At 63.8% G+C, this 17,464-nt stretch carries 13 protein-coding genes and 1 pseudogene; 5 read left to right on the top strand and 9 right to left on the bottom strand.

Annotation, left to right across the window (positions count from 1 at the left end; all coding sequences use genetic code 11):
• Positions 1 to 3 precede the first annotated feature (3 nt).
• Together ACHAC9_RS02430 and ACHAC9_RS02425 are read right to left on the bottom strand one after the other, a co-directional pair.
• Positions 4 to 465, bottom strand: coding sequence for a tripartite tricarboxylate transporter TctB family protein (locus tag ACHAC9_RS02430; RefSeq protein ID WP_435756778.1), 462 nt, complete (start codon positions 463 to 465; stop codon positions 4 to 6).
• Positions 466 to 607: 142 nt separating this feature from the next.
• Positions 608 to 1,582: a tripartite tricarboxylate transporter substrate binding protein BugD gene (locus tag ACHAC9_RS02425; RefSeq protein ID WP_435756776.1), complete on the bottom strand. Its 975-nt coding sequence runs from the start codon at positions 1,580 to 1,582 to the stop codon at positions 608 to 610.
• 349 nt (positions 1,583 to 1,931) lie between these two features.
• Between ACHAC9_RS02425 and ACHAC9_RS02420 the strand changes: the two genes are divergently transcribed.
• Entirely contained in the window at positions 1,932 to 3,224 is a 1,293-nt protein-coding gene (locus tag ACHAC9_RS02420) for a sialidase family protein (protein ID WP_435756774.1), read from the top strand.
• Positions 3,225 to 3,375: 151 nt separating this feature from the next.
• Positions 3,376 to 3,531, top strand: coding sequence for a hypothetical protein (locus ACHAC9_RS02415; RefSeq protein WP_435756772.1), 156 nt, complete (start codon positions 3,376 to 3,378; stop codon positions 3,529 to 3,531).
• Between the two features lie 148 nt (positions 3,532 to 3,679).
• Here ACHAC9_RS02415 and ACHAC9_RS02410 read toward each other — a convergent pair whose 3' ends face one another.
• On the bottom strand, positions 3,680 to 3,835 hold the full coding sequence (locus tag ACHAC9_RS02410; protein WP_435756770.1) for a hypothetical protein: 156 nt from the start codon (positions 3,833 to 3,835) through the stop codon (positions 3,680 to 3,682).
• 437 nt (positions 3,836 to 4,272) lie between these two features.
• On the opposite strand from ACHAC9_RS02410, the gene ACHAC9_RS02405 reads away from it, so the two are divergent.
• Positions 4,273 to 4,686: a hypothetical protein gene (locus tag ACHAC9_RS02405; RefSeq protein ID WP_435756768.1), complete on the top strand. Its 414-nt coding sequence runs from the start codon at positions 4,273 to 4,275 to the stop codon at positions 4,684 to 4,686.
• Positions 4,687 to 4,723: 37 nt separating this feature from the next.
• Here the strand turns inward: ACHAC9_RS02405 and ACHAC9_RS02400 are convergent.
• Positions 4,724 to 4,921: pseudogene (locus tag ACHAC9_RS02400) on the bottom strand (phosphate acyltransferase); the annotation flags it as partial.
• Positions 4,922 to 5,282: 361 nt separating this feature from the next.
• Positions 5,283 to 6,281 (bottom strand): hypothetical protein, encoded by a 999-nt coding sequence (locus tag ACHAC9_RS02395; protein ID WP_435756766.1) that lies wholly within the window; start codon positions 6,279 to 6,281, stop codon positions 5,283 to 5,285.
• A 420-nt stretch (positions 6,282 to 6,701) separates the two neighbouring features.
• On the opposite strand from ACHAC9_RS02395, the gene ACHAC9_RS02390 reads away from it, so the two are divergent.
• Both ACHAC9_RS02390 and ACHAC9_RS02385 read left to right on the top strand, forming a co-directional pair.
• Positions 6,702 to 8,069 (top strand): sensor histidine kinase, encoded by a 1,368-nt coding sequence (locus ACHAC9_RS02390; RefSeq protein ID WP_435756764.1) that lies wholly within the window; start codon positions 6,702 to 6,704, stop codon positions 8,067 to 8,069.
• A 3-nt stretch (positions 8,070 to 8,072) separates the two neighbouring features.
• On the top strand, positions 8,073 to 9,479 hold the full coding sequence (locus tag ACHAC9_RS02385) for a sigma-54-dependent transcriptional regulator (RefSeq protein WP_435756762.1): 1,407 nt from the start codon (positions 8,073 to 8,075) through the stop codon (positions 9,477 to 9,479).
• Between the two features lie 56 nt (positions 9,480 to 9,535).
• On the opposite strand, the gene ACHAC9_RS02380 is transcribed toward ACHAC9_RS02385, so the two are convergent.
• The 4 genes from ACHAC9_RS02380 to ACHAC9_RS02365 all read right to left on the bottom strand — a co-directional run bounded on the left by ACHAC9_RS02380 (position 9,536) and on the right by ACHAC9_RS02365 (position 17,298).
• Positions 9,536 to 11,737 carry an NADP-dependent malic enzyme gene (locus tag ACHAC9_RS02380; RefSeq protein WP_435756760.1) on the bottom strand — a complete coding sequence of 734 codons (2,202 nt, stop codon included), beginning with the start codon at positions 11,735 to 11,737 and terminating at the stop codon, positions 9,536 to 9,538.
• Between the two features lie 123 nt (positions 11,738 to 11,860).
• A complete protein-coding gene (locus ACHAC9_RS02375; protein WP_435756758.1) occupies positions 11,861 to 15,133 on the bottom strand; it encodes an EAL domain-containing protein in 3,273 nt (1,090 codons plus the stop codon).
• 149 nt (positions 15,134 to 15,282) lie between these two features.
• Positions 15,283 to 15,873: an SAM-dependent methyltransferase gene (locus tag ACHAC9_RS02370; RefSeq protein WP_435756756.1), complete on the bottom strand. Its 591-nt coding sequence runs from the start codon at positions 15,871 to 15,873 to the stop codon at positions 15,283 to 15,285.
• 33 nt (positions 15,874 to 15,906) lie between these two features.
• Positions 15,907 to 17,298, bottom strand: coding sequence for an APC family permease (locus ACHAC9_RS02365; protein WP_435756754.1), 1,392 nt, complete (start codon positions 17,296 to 17,298; stop codon positions 15,907 to 15,909).
• Between the last annotated feature and the right edge of the window lie 166 nt (positions 17,299 to 17,464).

The raw sequence follows: 17,464 nt of genomic DNA, 5'->3' as shown, positions 1-17,464 counted from the left end.
TTCTTAAAAGCCGAACCAGGGGCCGAGGATGGGCATCGGCAGGCCAAGCAGCTTGACGAACACGACGACCGCGAAGATGGCCAGGCCGCCTGCCAGCAGCAGTGAGGCGCCCCAGGTGAACTTGGGACTGGCGTAGGCGGCCAGCAGCACCAGCACCAGCACCGCAGGAACCAGGCCGGCGCCGCGCATCAGGAAACCGAACAGGATGACGGCCGTCAGGATCAGCACCAGCTCCTTGATATGGAATTTGCCGATCGCTTCGCCGGGACGCAGGAAGGAACGGATCACACCCACCAGGCCAACCAGGCTCAGCAGGCCGCCGAGCACCGCCGGGAAGTAGGCCGGGCCCATGCGGCCGGCGGTGCCCATCGGATAGTCGAGGCCGATGATGACCGCCGACAGGCCGAAGAACAGAAAGATAATGCCGGTCCAGAAATCTTTTGGATGGCGGATGAATGATGGCACTGCGCGCTCCTTTTATTGCTTGTTGAATGCGGTCCTGCGTGTCGTTGCGGCCGCAAGGATGTCTCCCGCCTTGCGGCCGCACGCACGGCGGATCGGTCGCGGGAAGTGTTCCCGGCCGATCCGCCCATGCTTGCTGCCCGCCTTAGTCGGCGTAGATGCCGGCCTTGGTGATGATCGGCGCCCAGCGCTCGATTTCCGACTTGACGTGCGCGCGCAGCGCGTCCGGCGTCGCGCGTTTTTCCGCGACCGGCTCGGTGCCGAGGTCGGCGAAACGCTGCTTGACGGTTGGATCCTTGAGCGCCGTCTGGAGCGCGCTGGCCAGCGTGTCGACGATCGGCTTTGGGGTGCCCTTCGGTGCGTACAGGCCATGCCAGACCGCCACTTCGAAGCCCGGCAGGCCCGATTCGGCCAGCGTCGGCAGTTCTTTCATGAACGGCAGGCGCGCCTTGGTGGTCACGCCGTAGGCCTTGATCTTGCCGCCTTTGACCTGGCTGGTGGTGTTGGTGGTCTGGTCGCACATGAAGTCCACCTGGCCGCCGAGCAGGTCGTTCATGGCAGGGCCCGTGCCCTTGTAAGGCACCGTGGTGAGGTCGGTGCCGATCGCGGTCATGAACAGCATGCCGCACAGGTGCGAGGCGGAACCGACGCCGGCGTTGGCGTAGGTGACCTTGTCCTTGTTGGCCTTGACGTAGGCGAGAAATTCCTTGAAGTCCTTGGCCGGGAAGTCCTTGCGTGCGACGATCATCATCGGCACGTCGGTGACGAGGCCGACGGTCTCGAAGCTGTCCATCGCGTTGTAGCTGAGCTTGCGGTAGAGCGACGGCGCCGTGGCCTGGCCGATGTGGTGCAGGAAGAGGGTGTAGCCGTCCGGTGCGGCCTTGGCGACGCGCGCGGCGCCGATCGTGCCGCCGGCACCGCCGACGTTCTCGATGATGATTTGCTGCTTGAGCTTGGTGCCCATCGACTGAGCCACCAGGCGCGCGACCGTGTCGGTAGGGCCACCGGCGGCGAACGGAACGATCATCGTGATCGTCTTGGTCGGGTAGGTCTGTGCATGCGCCATTGCGCTGCCAAACAATGCCAGGCATGCGGCGGCGCGCATCAGGGTAAGTTTCATGTTGTCTTCCTCGGTCTCTGTTTATAAGTTATGCCCAACCGTCCAGCCGATGCACGATCCGCGCCGCTCCCTTTGCATAGGAACGCGCCGCGATCGAAATCCTGTTGAACAGGTATGTACGCAGGCTTGGTTGTACCAGCAAATAGACTGATATGCAACTAAGGGAAAACCGCAATTGCACTCCCTGCAACGCTCATCCTTATTCGTGCGGCAACCCGAAAACGCGCACCGCGCATCACTCATCCATATTAGTCCGATGGCACGGCGAGCGGCGCGCGAACTGCTTCGGTGTCGTGCACGCGGCGCCGGCCCCGCACCGGGAGTGTTAACGTCATGGCGGGAGGTTTTCATGGATCGTGCATTCCTGTTCGCTCTGTTTGCTGCCATGCCGGCAGTGCCCGGCAGCGGCGGCGCCGCTTCTTCCGGGCCGGCGTGGGAGTACCCGGTCGAAATCGCCAGCGGAGGCGGCGAGAAAGCTCCCTGGCGGCAGAACGACTCGCGCTACGACTATGTCGACGACGCGACTGTCGCTTTTTCCGCGCACGGCGGGCAGGTGGTGGCCTGGGTCGACCAGGGCAGCAAGGATGTCTGGTTGCGCAGCGTCGCCCCGAGCGGCCGGCTCGGCGCGCCGGTGAACGTCTCGCGCAGCCCGGCCACCTTGTCCTGGCTGCCGCGCATTGCCATCGATCCGCGCCAAGGGGCACGCATCTGCCTGCTCTGGCAGGAAATCATTTTTTCCGGCGGCTCGCACGGCGGCGACATCCTGTTCGCCCGGTCAAGCGACGGCGGAAAGACCTTCGCCGCGCCCTTGAACCTGTCCCGCTCACAAGGGGGCGACGGCAAGGGACGTCTCGACCGCGCGACCTGGTCGAACGGCAGCCTCGACCTGGTTGTCAAGGCCGACGGCACTGTGTTGGCGACCTGGACCGAATACCACGGCGCGCTGTGGATGGCACGCTCGCTCGACGGCGGCGCCAGCTTCTCAAACCCGCGCCGGATCGCCGGCGACGACGCGCGTCCGGCCCGCGCGCCATCGCTTGCCGTCGGACCCGGCGGCATCGTCCACCTTGCCTGGACTGTCGGCGAAGACCCCCAGACCGCGATACGCGTCGCCCGCTCGGTCGACAATGGCGCCAGCTTCGGCGCACCCCGGTTGGTCGACGGCGGTGCCGGCCAGGCCGACGCGCCGCGCTTGTCGTTCGACGCCGCCGGCAGGCTGCACCTGGTCTTTGCGCAGCGCCCGAGTCCACGCGATCGCTCCGAGGTGCGCTACACGCAAGCGGGGCGGGATGGCGTATTCGGCCCGGCGCGCACGCTCTCGAGAAGCGCGGGCAGTAGCGGCGCGGCCTACCCGATGCTGGCAAGCGATGGCGCCAAAGGGTTGAGCGTCATCTGGGAAACCATGGGAACCGACGGACGCCCGGAATCGCTCGGCATCACGCTCTCGCGCGACGGCGGACGCAGTTTTACGGCACCGGCGAAGGTGCCGGGCAGCGACGCGTTCGCAGGCGCCGGCAACGGCAGCGAGCAAGGTTTATTGGGCCGGAAGCTGGCCGTCGACCGCGGGGGACGGATCGCGATTGTGAACAGCTGCCGGCTGCCGGGTGTGCGCAGCCGGGTGTGGCTGATGCGCGCGCGATAAGCGCTTCACTTGTCCACCGGGCCGACGCCGACCCGTCCCAAACGCTGTTCCATACGGTAGTTCTACGTATTTCAATTACATCAACGATCACGAATAATCGTGCCCCCGCGTGGCCGGCCCCGGCCGGGCCTGCGGCTTCCCTTGCGTCGGCATGCCGCCGAGCATCGAAGAAACAGCAACACCGCCCGTCCGCATCACGCGACCGGCATCTACTAGAGAAGAGGAGCACCCGTGTCATTCCACCATCGTCAAGACGCTGGCGGTGTTCTTCGTGATCGCCGTGTATTACATGACCGGGTTGGTGTAAGCCGGGCGGCGTAGCCGTGCTTGAGAATCGCGATGATGGGCACGCCGACGATCAGGCTCGCAATGACCAGCACATGCACGGCCAGGAGCAGCAGCGATTTGCCCGACGCTGCCTGCTGCCCGCCGTGCGCAGTGCAGGCAGTCGGCAGTCAAGCCGAACCGCTACCGGACGCCTGTTCCAGCACCTTGAATGAAGTCGAGTTCTCCGTCGTGTCGAAGACGGTATTAATGGTTTGGCCGTGTCTGCGCCACACGCGCACCTCGACGAGCACAGCGACATCTGTTTTACATTTCAGGCAGAGCATGGTACGAATCCTTTCGCAAATGCGCCGACGGTGTGGGCAGATGAAGTCGAATTTATCCGCTTCCGCTCTTCCCTTAACCTCCTTATGGGGTCTCGTTGGGCGAAAATCACAGTAACTTCAGATAGGTGCGCCCGTTTGCTCCGGCGTGTGATGGGCCAGGACCAGCGATACGGCGACGACGAGCGGCCACGCCGGTCCAGGTGGATGCCGGGGAGGGCTGGAGCAGCGCTAACCTTCGGACACGGCCTCTGCCTTGGCCGATTGCTGGTCCGCTCTGTACGGACGAGCCTGTGTCGGAATGTCAGACCGGACCCCAGCTTGTGCTTGTATCGGCCGGATTGTCGCCTAAGCTGAATAGGCACACCCTATGGCGGCGCGGCGGCATGTTCACATGCCTGTCCGGTCCGCCGAAAAAGTCGGATTATCAGGAGAGTATGATGAAATATCGCCTCATCCTCAGGCTCGCCGCGTTTGTCGGCATCGTGTTCGGTCTCGCGTTGATGTTCGGACCGGATGCACTGCTGAGAACCTATGGAGCCGACAGCCTCAACACCCCCGGGCGCGGCATGGCCATGCTGTACGGTTCCGTACTGACCGGTTTCGCCGTCATGAACTTTGCTGCCAGCCGTGCTCCCGATGTCGCCGAAATCCACTACGTCCTGATCGGCAACCTGGTCGCATTTACCTTCGGCTTCGTGATCACGCTCTACCGCCAGCTCATGGTCGACACCGTGCCGGACACCGCGTGGTTCAACGTGATCCTCAATTTCGGGTTCGCTGCCTTGTTCGGCTACCTGTACGTGGCCAGTCCGGCCGGCTATCGATTGCATTCGACGACGCGCCACGCGTGAAAAGGCGGGGGGGGACCCCCGCCCCGTACTCCTGGCGCACGCCCGCCACCGCCAGCGCCGTCATGTTCACGATGCGGCGCACGGTCGCGCTGGGACTGAGGATATGCACCGGTTTGGCCGCCCCGAGCAGGATCGGGCCGACGGTCACGCCCTTGCCCGACGACACCTTCAGGATATTGGAGGTGATCTTGGCGGCCCCGAGCGAGGGCATCACCAGCAGGTTGGCGTTGCCGGCAACGCACTCTCGCCCTGATACAGGCGGCGGATATCCTTGCAGGTTGCGGACATGATTCAGGTGGCTGTCGTCGCTGCCGCGCATGCCGCAAATGAGGACGTCGACCTCGCCCGAGGCCAGCATCTGGGTGCTCTGCAATAAGGCTGGAAATTGGACGATGCAAGGAAGGTGGGCGAAAAATTCCGCTTGGGTACTGCAATTGACCGTTGCGCGAAGCTGTTGCGTGGTCTGATTGCCGGGTTCTTACCGCTTGCGCGCTTGAGCGACAAAAAAACCCGGCGATTCGCCGGGTAAACCCCCTAGGTTCCGTCAAAAAATTTGCTTTCGGCGCTGATGAAGGCCTGCACAGTTCTGCCCGACATTACGGGAAGGGTGGCTTCAGGCGCTGATCGATTGGAACCGGGAACGGGAATCCGAGAACCACGGATTGTCCTCGCACCCGATTTCGTCCCTGGCATTTTTTTACGCACACTGTCGCTGGCGGCGCAACCTCGACGGCATCCTCGCCCATGACCTGGCCCATGCGTCCTCCGCTGGCGACCATCCACCGGGATACCCTGCCGCAATGCCGGACGGTGTCGGGCGTGCCGATACGCCTGTTGATGAGATTGATGCACCTCTGCTCATCGACACGCTCGGCAACCTGTGGGCTGTCGCGGCCGACGAACTTCCGCGAAACATCGTTCCCAAAGTTAATACGAGATGGGACAACGATCGTCGTGTCCTTGTACCGGACGACTTCTCCCTCACGTTGCCGGAAATTGCCGTTGTCGAAATAAAATGTCTCCTGGGCCAGCACATGGATAAACAGTGTGCTCGTCTGGTCAGCACGCTCCGGTTCCATCTGGAATAGTCCGCCATTCGCGCAATCCTTGGCCTGAACCTTCATTGTCAGGCCCGGCCCCTCGCGAAGAATCACAAGTGCCTCTTCTTTCAACTCAAGTTCTACCTCGCCGGTCAAGGCGAGGCCGCGGTGATCCGGAAGTTTGCTATCGAAGACCGGTGTACGCCTGTTGCCAGTAATGTCTAGCCGGTTCGGCGCGCCAGTGAGCGTGTAATTGAGGATGCCGAAGGTTTTTTTGTCGATATCGAACTGAACGTATTTTCCGCGCACAGAAATGACGTCCCCGCTGCCCAGTGCCGTTGGAGGAATCGTGCGATCTTGCGGAGCTTGCAAGCCAAGCACTGTGAATCCTCCGCCTTCGCAACCATCGGAAGACGCTGCGCTGGCCTGGCCGGCGAACCCCGACAAGAAAAGCAATGCCAGCGATGCCAGGCAGGAACCGCGAACAGTTGTTCGTCGCTTCTGCAACTTCGACGAATTGGGGGAAGTGCAGGAAGCAGTGTAATTAGTCGTCATCTCAATCTCCTGGCATGTCATTGGCGGTTGCGGCTTGGGTTCTGCGACCTTGGATAGGTATCGGGGCGGAACGCTGGATGGCTGCGGCTTCATCGGTGTCACAGTACTAGACCGTAGCAATCTTCATGCCAAGCATGATTTCGACCACGCGTGGGGCGACAAACGCAGGCGGATGCCGATTCTGTTGCCGCAACAAAAAAATGTGGGCCATTTCCCCCACCCAGCGTGTGTTATCCCCCACCCATTTCTGCGTCAGCGCAGTGAGGTATGGCGATGTAGAAAAATTAACTCAATGAATGTGTTAGCGAAGCGGGCGGGAGTAATATGAATGTATGCGCGGCGGGTAGAAAAATTGTCCGTCTTTTGCCGTTGACGCTTCTAAAGCAATTCCTTCGCTCACCTTCGCGGGAAACGATCATCGTGAATCGCACTGACACCGCCGCCGACAGCCCGTTCGACCTCATGCGTCGATTTCTGTTGCTCAGCTCGATCGCGATCTGCCTCGCCTCCGTGGTTTCCGCTACCTTGCTGTCGCGTTTCCTGACGCATCACCTGCTTCAGCGCGATGCAGAGCTGACCAGGGATTTCGTGCAGAACATGGTGGAAATCGAAATTGGCCAAGACTATACGCTCGGGCACCCGAAGGCGACCGAGTCGCTTGTCAGATTTCTCAAGCACGTTGCCAAGCTGCCCGATGTGGCACGGGCCAACGTGTATGGCAAGGACACGACCTTGTTGTGGTCCAGCGAGGATCGTTTGGATCAGGGGAAAAAATATGGCAACAATCCCGAACTGGTGAAAGCGCTGAAAGGACAGCTTGCAATTGAAAGCGGCAGTGTCGGACCGACGGGTGCGGCCGCGAAACCTGAACACTTTTATCTCGGCAAAACGCCGATGCGCTTCGTCGAACTGTACATTCCGATGCGCGATGCCGGCACCAGTGCGGTGATCGGTGTAGTGGAGGTCTATCGCATCCCGAACGCCTTGTCTCGCGCGATCAATGCGGGCACCGCGTTGACCTGGATGATTTCGATCGGTGTCGGCCTGTTTTTATACCTGGTCCTGTTCTGGATTGTCCGCCGCGCGGATCACCTGATCCGCTCGCAGCAAGAGCGGCTGGTCGAATCCGAAACCATGAGTGCCTTGGGCGAGATGGCTTCCGCGGTAGCCCACGGCATACGCAATCCCCTGTCGTCGATCAGGTCATCGGCAGAGCTTTGGCATGACGCACCGGGCGCAATTGGTGTGGACTCGGCCAACGACATCATTTCCGAAGTCCACCGGATCGAGCGATGGATCCGTGAGCTCCTGACTTATTCGCACGCCCCCGACTACCGCAAGGAAGCAGTCGACCTTCGGCCGCTCATTGACGAGTGCATTGCGGGTTTTGCCCTGGAAACAAAGCGCCGCCAGGTCACGATCGAACTGGACATGCCTGATGGGCTCCCGAAGATCCACGGGAACGCATCCTTGTTAATGCAGGCATTTAACAACCTGATCTGTAACGCGCTCGAGGCAATATCCGCCGATGGCGGATCCATTGTCATTACCGGTGGCAGAAAGGCCGGGCAGGAGGGCGTCCATATCGAGATCAGCGATACCGGTGCCGGCATCAGCCCCGACAACATGACGAAGATCTTTCACCCATTTTTCACGACAAAAGCCAGAGGACTTGGGGTCGGGCTCACCCTGGTACAACGCATTGTGAAACGTTTTGGCGGCCATATGCAAATTCGAAGCACCCAAGGGAAGGGTACCGTCATCACCATGCGCTTTGCGACGGCCTGACCGATGACACACGCCATCCTGATCATCGAGGACGAACTGGTTCTTGCCAAGAACATGAAGGCCTATCTCGAGCGTTATCAGTATGAGGCGGTCGCCGTGCATTCGGGAGAGGAGGGTATCGAGCGACTCGAGTCATTCATGCCTGATGTGGTGGTGCTGGATTATCACTTGCCCAAGATGAATGGCCTGGAGGTGCTCGCGCAAATCCGCAGGAGGATTCCACTCATCAAGGTGATTATGATCACCGGTAATGCAACCGTCGAGGTCGCGGTTCAGGCGATGAAGCTCGGTGCGTTCGATTACCTGTCCAAGCCACTTGTGCTGCGCGAACTGAAGCTGATTGTCGACCGTGCACTGGGACACGAGCGTGTAGAAAAAACGCTGAGTTACATGCAAGCGCAGCAGGCCAGCAGAAGCGAACTGAAAAACCTGTTGGGCGAGTCGCCCCCGATGCTGGCGCTGAAAGAGACCATCCGTCGGCTCGCACAGGCCGAATGCTTGCTGCTGGATGATGATTTGCCCACAGTACTGATTACTGGCGAAACGGGAACGGGCAAGGAGCTTGTCGCCAGGGCGGTGCATTACGAGGGGGCGCGCAAAACCCAGCCTTTCGTCGAACTTAACTGCGCGTCCATCCCGCCACAGATGCTCGAAGCCGAGCTCTTCGGCTACGAGCGGGGAGCGTTCACCGACGCGCGCGAACGAAAATACGGCCTGATCGAGGCAGCCGACGGCGGAACCTTGTTCCTGGACGAAATTGCTGAGCTCGAACTTGCGATGCAGACCAAGCTCCTGAAAGTATTGGAGGAAAAGAAGGTGCGCAGGCTTGGCGGCCTGCGCGAACACCGCATCAATTTCCGCGTGATCGCAGCGACCAATCAGGATCTGCAGAGCAGCGTTCTGGATGGTAAATTTCGGGCAGATCTTTATTACCGGTTGAAGATGGTGCAGCTTGCCTTGCCACCCTTGCGCAAACGTCCAGGGGATATCCTTTTGCTGGCCCGGGCATTCCTGGCGGCCCATGGCGCGCGCTACCGCAAGCCCAACCTGCATCTGACCGCCGATGCGCAGCGAGCGCTGATCCATTGGCACTGGCCGGGCAATGTGCGGGAACTTCGTAATATGCTTGAGCAAGTTGCGCTGATGGCGCAGCATGATGCAATTACCCTGGAAGAGCTATTGCTACCGTCCGCCTCGACGGGTCATGACCCGGGAACGCTTCCCATTGTCCGGACTGCTTCGGACGCGGAACAGGCCTTCAATCTCGAAGGCATGGAGCGCCGGTTTTTGATTGCCGCCCTGGGAACATCGAAGTGGAACGTGACGCGGGCTGCGAAAATGCTTGGTTTGTCCCGCGATGCCCTGCGTTATCGGATCGAAAAGTACAGTATCAAGGGCGAGCCCAAATAGCGAGCCCGCCCCGTGAGCCGGGCGCGGGCCATCGCCGTCCGGTTCTCCCGATGCCGCTACTGCACGCCCGCCACCGCCAGCGCCGTCATGTTCACGATGCGGCGCACGGTCGCGCTGGGACTGAGGATATGCACCGGTTTGGCCGCCCCGAGCAGGATCGGGCCGACCGTCACGCCCTTGCCCGAAGACACCTTCAGGATATTGAAGGTGATGTTGGCGGCGTCGAGCGAGGGCATCACCAGCAGGTTGGCGCTGCCGGCAAACGCACTCTCGCTCTGGTACAGGCGGCGGATATCCTCGGACAAAGCGGCGTCGCCGTGCACTTCGCCGATAACCGCCAGTGCCGGATCCGAGTCCGCCAGCAAGGCCCGCGCTTCACGCATCTTGCGCGCCGACGGACGTTCGGACGAGCCGAAAATCGAGTGCGACAAGAGCGCTACCTTGGGCTCCAGGCCGAACTGGCGCAATGTCGCCGCCGCCAGGCGCGTGATCGCCGCCAGTTCCTCGGCGGACGGGCTGTCGTTGACGTAGGTGTCGGTGATGAACAGGGTCAGCTTGTCGAGCACGAGGGCGTTCATCGCCGCCAGCACCTTGGCGCCCGGGGCCATGCCGATCACGTTGCGGACGTGATTCAGGTGGCTGTCGTAGCTGCCGCGCATGCCGCAGATGAGGGCGTCGACCTCGCCCGAGGCGAGCATCTGCGCGCCCTGCAGCGTGGTGTCGTCGAGCGCATCGACGAGCGTGTAGTCGACGCCTTCGCGCAGGCGCAGGCCGTTGTCGGTGATCGCCTGCGCCACCTCGGCCGCGCGGCCGATCAGCACCGGCTGCGCCAGGCCGCTGTCGACCACGGTCTGGACCGCACGCAGCACGCGCGCGTCGTTCGCTTCGGCATATGCCACGCGGCGCGGGTTGGCCTTGGCCTGGGTGAACACCGGCTTCATGAAGAAGCCGGTGTGATAGATCATTTCGGCGAGGCGCTCGCGGTAGGCCGCCATGTCGGTGATCGGGCGTGCGGCGACCCCTGAGCGTTCGGCGGCGATGGCAACGGCCGGTGCGATGGCCGCCATCAGACGCGGGTCGAACGGTTTCGGGATGATGTAGTCGGGACCGAAGCGCAAATCCTCGCCGGCGTAGGCCGCTGCCACGGCGTCGTTCGCTTCCGCTTCGGCCAGGTCGGCGATCGCGGAGACGCAGGCAAGCTTCATCTCGTCGGTGATGCGCGTCGCGCCGCAATCGAGGGCGCCGCGGAAGATGTAGGGGAAGCAGAGCACGTTGTTGACCTGGTTCGGGTAGTCCGAACGGCCGGTCGCGATGATGCAGTCGGGCCGCGCGGCGCGCGCGACTTCGGGCCGGATTTCCGGTTCCGGATTGGCCAGCGCCAGGATCACGGGCTGCCGCGCCATGGTCTTGACCATTTCGGCGGAGAGCACGCCGGCGGTCGAGCAGCCGAGGAAGACGTCGGCGTCCTTGACGATGTCGGCCAGGGTGCGTGCGCTCGTGTCCTGCGCATAGCGCGCCTTGTTCTCTTCCATCCTGGCGTCGCGCCCGGTGTAGATTGCGCCTTTCGAGTCCGCCACGAAAATGTGTTCGCGCTTGACGCCGAGGCTGACCATCATGTCGAGGCAGGCAATCGCCGCCGCGCCCGCGCCGCTGGCGGCCAGCTTCACGCTGCCGATATCCTTGCCGACCACTTTCAGGGCGTTGAGCAGGGCGGCACTCGAGATGATCGCGGTGCCGTGCTGGTCGTCGTGGAAGACCGGGATGTTCATTCGCTCGCGCAGCTTCTTCTCGATGTAGAAGCACTCGGGCGCCTTGATGTCTTCGAGGTTGATGCCGCCGAAGGTGGGTTCGAGCATCGCGATCGCGTCGATCAGTTTGTCCGGGTCGCTTTCGTCGAGTTCGAGGTCGAACACGTCGACCCCGGCAAATTTCTTGAACAGGCAGCCTTTGCCTTCCATGACCGGCTTCGAGGCCAGCGGCCCGATGTTGCCGAGACCGAGGACGGCGGTGCCGTTGGTGATGACGGCCACCAGGTTGCCGCGCGAAGTGTACTCGGCGGCCATGGCGGGGTCCAGCGCGATCTCTTCGCAGGCATAGGCCACGCCTGGCGAATACGCCAGCGACAGGTCGCGTCCGTTCGACAGCGGCTTGGTGGCCACCACCTCGATCTTGCCGCGCACCGGGCTGCGGTGGTATTCGAGTGCGTCCGCGCGCAGTTGGGTATCGCGCGAATCGTCCTGGTTGGTTTCAGTGCTCATGTGGTCTCCTTTACGAAGCCTTGGCCGGCGCGCACGAGATCGCTCTCATGCTGCGCGCATGCGCGGCCCCTGGTCGATGGGTGTTCGCTCATCATACGTGAACGAAAAGAATCCCGCGCCTGCTCAGTGCACCGTCTGCAGGTCGAGGAAACGCTCGAAGGCCTCGCGCGGCACGGCCGGCGAGTACACATAGCCCTGGATGTAGTCGCAGCCCAGCGCCGCCAGGATGTCGCGCTGGGCGCCGGTCTCGACGCCTTCGGCAATCGCCTCGATGCCGAGCCGGTGCGCGAGGTCGACGATGGCCTCGGTCAGGGCGCGGTCGCTGCCGTCCTCGGTCAGGTTGTCGATGAAGGACTTGTCGATCTTGAGGTAGTCGACGTCAAAATGCTTGAGGTAGGAGAGCGAGGAAAAGCCGGTGCCGAAGTCGTCGATCGACACCCGGGCGCCGGCCGCATGCAGGGCGCCGAGGCAGCGCGTGAACTGTTCGGCGTCGCTCACCAGCACGCCTTCGGTGATCTCGATCGTGATGCTGTTGGGCGGCAGGCCCGCGTTCACGACGCGGTTCAGCCAGGGCAGCCCGGCGTGCTGTTCGAACTGCACCGGCGACACGTTCACCGAGACTTCGACCGTGAGACCGTAGACGTCCTGCCAGCGTTCGATGCTGGCGATGGCTTCTCCCAGTACCCACTCGCCGATCTCGTGGATCAGGCCCGCTTCCTCGGCCAGCGGAATGAAGCGTGCCGGGCTGATCATGCCGTGCTCGTGGTGCTGCCAGCGCAGCAGGGCCTCGGCCTTGCGGATGCGCCCGGTGGCGGTGTCGACGATCGGCTGGTAATGCACCTGCAGCTGCCTGCGCGCGAGCGCGGCGCGCAGGTCGTTCGTCAATGCCAGCTTGTCGCGTGCGTGCTGCTGCAGGGCCGGCGTGAAATACTGGAAGCGCCCGCGCCCGGCGCCCTTGGCAAGGTAGACGGCCTGTTCGGCATTTCGCACCAGTTCGATCGCGTCGTAGGCGTCGTCCGGAAATACGCTGATGCCGACGCTGGCCGACACATAGGCGACGGACTCGGAGTCCATCTCGAGCGGGGCTGCAATTGCGCAGATGATGGCGTCGGCCGTTGTCTCCAGGTGCCGTCGGCCTTCGAATTCGCTCACCACCAGCGCGAACATGTTGCCGCCCAGGCGAGCGACCGTGGCGCCTTCGGACACGCAGCGGCCCAGGCGCCGCGTCAGTTCGACCAGCGCGGCATCGCCTTTCGCGTGGCCGTAGCTGTCGTTGATGTCCTTGAACCGGTCCAGGTCGAGCAGCAGCACGCCCAGGCCCTGGCCCGCGCCTGCCGCCTTCTTTAGGTCCTGCTCGAGGCGGTCGAGGAACAGGCGCCGGTTCGGCAGGCCGGTCAGGGCGTCGAAATTGGTCTGGCGCCAGATCAGTTCATCCTTCTCTTTTTGCTCGCTGATGTCATGGAACTGCACCACATGGCGGTGCACACGCCCGTCGGCATGGCGGATCACGCGGATGTCGAAGCACTTGGCACTGAACGATCCGTCCGCGTTGCGGTCCTGGATCTCGCCTTGCCAATGGCCGTTCGCCAGCAAGTCCTGCCACAGGCGCGCATAGAAGCCGCTGTCGTGCAACTGCGAATCGAACAGCGTCGGCGTCGTGCCGAGCACATGGCGCAGCTCATCGCCCGTCTGCCGCGTAAACGCGGGGTTGGCGTCGACGATCAGGTTCGCTTCGTCGGTAACGACGATCGCTTCCGGACTCGTTTGATAGATCAGGTTCGCCATGCGCATCGATTCCTCGAGGTCGCGCCGCTGCGTCACGTCCTGCACCGTGCCGCGCAGTTTCACCGGACGGCCGTGTTCCATCACGGCGCCGCAGACCGAGCGCACCCACTTGCGCTTGCCGGCGCCGCTGACCATCTCGAGTTCGATCGTAAACGGCCGGCCTTCCCTGGCAGCCGCGTCCAGCGTACGTCCGATCAGGACGCGGTCTTCCTCTTGGTAGCAGGCCGTGCAGGTGGCCGGCGTCACCGGCAGGCCGGGCGGGATTTCGTAGATCCGGGCCAGCTCGTCGGTCCAGTAGAAAGCGTCGGTGCCGAGGTCGATCTCCCAGGCGCCGATCCCGGCCAGGGCGCTCATTTCCTGGAGCAGCCGCTCCTGTTCGCGGATCGTGTGCTCGTGCCCGCGCCGTTCGGTGATGTCGCGCGCCACGCCCAAGAGGCCGATCACCGTGCCGTCCGGCTGGGTGACGGGGGTCTTGATGGTTTCGAACACGTGCCGCTCCCAGGGGCCGGGCGGTGCGGTTTCTTCGAAGGTGACCGGCCCGCCGGCACGCAGGGCGGCGGCATCGCCGCGCACGAAGCCCTCGGCCGTCTCGACGTCGAACAGGTCGGCGTCGCGCTTGCCGAGGATCCCGTCGCGCGGTACCCCGAAGACCTCCTCTGCTCGCGCATTGCAGGCCTGGTAGCGCCCGTCGTGGTCTTTCAGCCAGATCAGGTCGGGACTGCTTTCGAACAGTGTGCGCAATTGTGCCCGTTCGCGCTTCAGGTCGCCGGTGCGTAGTCGCACCGCCCGCCTTACCGTGGCAAGCCAGGTGCCCAGCAACAGCACCAGGGCGCCCAGCACGACCAGCACCTCGAGCAGGCGTTCGGCGTAGCGCGGCGACACCAGCGCACTTCCCATCCATTTGTCGTGCAGCGCATCGCGTTCGGCTGGCGTGACCCGGGCCATGCCGCGCTCGACCAGCGTCAGCGTGGCGGCATCGCCCCGGCGCGCCGCGCGCCGCAGGCCGTCGCGGGCCACCGCGAAGGTCTTGACGTAAGTGCGGTGCAGCCCTTGCCGGTACAGCGTGTAGTCGGCGGAATGTTCGTCCATGCACAGGAGTTTGAGCTCCTGGCGCGCCGCGGCGCCGATCAATGCTTCATACGTGGCGAACGCGCGCACGTTCGTCACCCCGGCGCGGCCGAGCCGCTCGCCGCAGGCATCGCCCTCCTGGACCCCGACCTCGAAACCCTGCAGGCTGCGCAGGTCATGGATGCCGCCAATCGCCGAATTGGCATAGATATAGGTTGCAACGAAGCTATATGGCGGCGAAAAATCGAAGCGCGGGGCACGCGCCGGTGTCAGGAAGATGGGATCGATCACGTCGGCACGGCCCGTCGCCAGCATTGGCGGCACCTGCGCCCAGTTGGCCCCGATTAGTTCAACCGGCCGCCCGGTCTTTCGCTCCCACAGGCGCCACAGGTCGATCGTATAGCCCTGCAGCTTGCCGTCCGCGTCGCGGTAGGAGTAGGGCGGGTAGTTATGGTCCATGACCACGCGCAGGGGCGCTGCCGGCGCAAGCGCAGGCAGGAGCAGACCGGCAATCAGCAGTGAGCGCGCCAGTAGCCTGGACATGTCGTCTCCGGATGGGTCGGCGCTGACCCGTAAGCCGCGCCGACCGATCCAGGCGCGCTCCGGCGCGCCGGCCAGTGCTGGGGACGATAGCACGAAGCAGGAGACGATGACGCACCCGTTGGCGCCGGATGGCCGGATCGATCAGGCGATCAGCTCTGGAGCGCTCGCTTGTGCGCAGCCTTGATGGTCCAGTAGTAGATCGCGCGGCCCTCGACCGTGTCGGTTTGCTCCGGCGGCCATTCGGGCCCCATGTCGAAGGCGTGCGACACCACGCGCGAGCCGACCTTCAACTGCTTCCACAGTTGCGGACGCAGCCGGGTGTTGACGTTTGGCAGCAGGTAGAGCGTCACGACCGACGCGGCCGAGACGTCGGTCTCGAACAGGTCGGCCACCTTGAAGCTGACCTGGTGGCCCACGCCGGCCTGCTCGGCGTTCTTGCGCGCTTCGCGGATGCGCTGGGGATCGAGGTCGATGCCGGTGCCGCGCGCGCCGTGTTCTTTCGCCGCCGTCACCACGATGCGCCCGTCGCCACAACCGAGGTCGAAGAGAACGTCTTTCTTGCCAACTTTTGCCATCTGCAGCATGCGCTCGACCACTTCCTGGGGCGTCGGGACATAGGGCACGTCGAGCGACTGCGGAGCGGCGGCAGGCTGGGCCAGCAGATAGGCCTGGGGCAGCAGCAAACCGGCGGCGGTGGCGCCGAGCCGGGTCAGGGTATGGCGGCGTGGTAGCGAAGTCATCGTCATTCTCCTGTGGTGGATGATGGGGGCAGCTCAGGATTCCGGATCCGGGTGCGTGGCCAGCCACGGCAGCAGCAGTACGCCGGCCGCCAGTACGGCCACGCCGATCCAGGCGGCGTTCATGCCGCCGAGCGACTGGCTGGCGACATACGACAGGCTCGAGTACAGCATCCAGGCGCAGGTGGCGCAAAACAGCAGCGGCAGCAGCGGAAACAGGGGGACCTTGTAGGGACGCGGGAGGCTGGGCTCGCGCCGGCGCCGCACGAACAGCGACAGGCCGACGAGCAGGAAAAACAGCCAGAACACGGGCGCCGTGAATTCCACCATCGACTTGAAGCCGCCGCCGAAGGCCGCGCCCAGAGCGACGAGCAGCAGGGCGGCGACGCCCTGCACCAGCATGTCCACTGCCGGCGTGCCGCGTTCGCCGTCCCAACGCCCCAACCGGCGCAGGCGCTGCCAGTCGCAGCCCATGGCATAGCCCGAGCGCGCGCCGACGATCATGGTCGCATTGATCGAGGTCAGCGCCGAGACGGCCACGAGCAGCGACATCGCCTTTTCGCCGCCGGCGCCCATTGTTTTGCGCATGACATCGGTGGCGAGCGTCTCGGAGGCCGCCATGCCCTGCATGCCCAGGGTCTTCCAGCAGGCCCAGGTGACGAGCAGGTAGAGAGTGGTGATGATCAGGATCGACAGCATGAGCGCGCGCACCATGTTGCGCGGGCTGTCGCGCACCTCGGCGCTGATATACGCAGCCTCGTTCCAGCCGCCATACGTGAGCAGTACGAAGACCATGGCCATGCCGAAGGAAACGGTTGCGCCGCTTGCGGGCGGCGGCTGGGCGGTACCGGGACCGGCGAACAGGGCGGCGGCGGCCGCGATCAGGAGCAGGCCGGCGACCTCGGCCAGCGTCAGCCAGCTTTGCGTGGCCGCGCCGCTGCGCAGGCCGCGCAGGTTCACCAGCGAGAGCAGGGCGATCACCGCGCAGGCGTAGGCGACCGGACCCCAGGCCGCGGGCAGGCCCGGGAGGGGCCAGGCCTGCTGCATGTAGTCGCCGAACACGAAGGCGAGCAGGGCGATGGAACCGGTGGTAATGACGGAAAAGCGTGCCCAGCCGAACAGGAAGGCGACCGATCGCCCGTAAGCGCGGCGCAGGAAGTAGTAATCGCCGCCCGGATGGGCGCAGGAGGTGGCCAGTTCCGCGTAGCACAGCGCCCCGGCCAGCGACACCAGCCCGCCCAGGATCCACATGCCGAACATGTTCCCGGCACTGCCGGAGAGCCCGGCGACGATGGACGGGGCCTTGAAGATGCCGGCCCCGATCACGACACCGACGATCAGGGCCACGGCCTCGCGCAGGCCGAGCAGGGGCTTCGGCCCGGCAGCCGCCTTTGTTGCCGCAATGCGCTCTGTGTCGATTCTATCCATGGCCGATGCGCCTTTCGGATGGTTCGACGCTGCCGAGCCATGATTGGTTCCCGCGCTGAACCGGCGCTCGCAGGTTTAGCCCTCCACCAGGCGGCGTCCAGTGTGCAGCGGTCGCGGTTGTAGACGACGAAGTTCACCGAGGCGCTCGGCTTCCTGCGCGTAGCAA

The sequence above is a fragment of the Massilia sp. CMS3.1 genome (assembly GCF_051262535.1).
Taxonomy (GTDB): Bacteria; Pseudomonadota; Gammaproteobacteria; order Burkholderiales; family Burkholderiaceae_D; genus Telluria.
The sequence above is the reverse complement of the archived record's forward strand: the minus strand, read 5'-3'. Positions and strand labels throughout refer to the sequence as shown.

What these genes read in the sequence shown, in the direction of transcription:
- ACHAC9_RS02365 (WP_435756754.1), bottom strand. Translation starts at nt 17,298, where the DNA reads ATGGATAGAATCGACACAGAGCGCATTGCGGCAACAAAGGCGGCTGCC.
- ACHAC9_RS02410 (WP_435756770.1), bottom strand. Translation starts at nt 3,835, where the DNA reads ATGCTCTGCCTGAAATGTAAAACAGATGTCGCTGTGCTCGTCGAGGTG.
- ACHAC9_RS02415 (WP_435756772.1), top strand. Translation starts at nt 3,376, where the DNA reads ATGCCGCCGAGCATCGAAGAAACAGCAACACCGCCCGTCCGCATCACG.
- ACHAC9_RS02405 (WP_435756768.1), top strand. Translation starts at nt 4,273, where the DNA reads ATGAAATATCGCCTCATCCTCAGGCTCGCCGCGTTTGTCGGCATCGTG.
- ACHAC9_RS02380 (WP_435756760.1), bottom strand. Translation starts at nt 11,737, where the DNA reads ATGAGCACTGAAACCAACCAGGACGATTCGCGCGATACCCAACTGCGC.
- ACHAC9_RS02370 (WP_435756756.1), bottom strand. Translation starts at nt 15,873, where the DNA reads ATGACTTCGCTACCACGCCGCCATACCCTGACCCGGCTCGGCGCCACC.
- ACHAC9_RS02395 (WP_435756766.1), bottom strand. Translation starts at nt 6,281, where the DNA reads ATGACGACTAATTACACTGCTTCCTGCACTTCCCCCAATTCGTCGAAG.
- ACHAC9_RS02375 (WP_435756758.1), bottom strand. Translation starts at nt 15,133, where the DNA reads ATGTCCAGGCTACTGGCGCGCTCACTGCTGATTGCCGGTCTGCTCCTG.
- ACHAC9_RS02425 (WP_435756776.1), bottom strand. Translation starts at nt 1,582, where the DNA reads ATGAAACTTACCCTGATGCGCGCCGCCGCATGCCTGGCATTGTTTGGC.
- ACHAC9_RS02420 (WP_435756774.1), top strand. Translation starts at nt 1,932, where the DNA reads ATGGATCGTGCATTCCTGTTCGCTCTGTTTGCTGCCATGCCGGCAGTG.
- ACHAC9_RS02385 (WP_435756762.1), top strand. Translation starts at nt 8,073, where the DNA reads ATGACACACGCCATCCTGATCATCGAGGACGAACTGGTTCTTGCCAAG.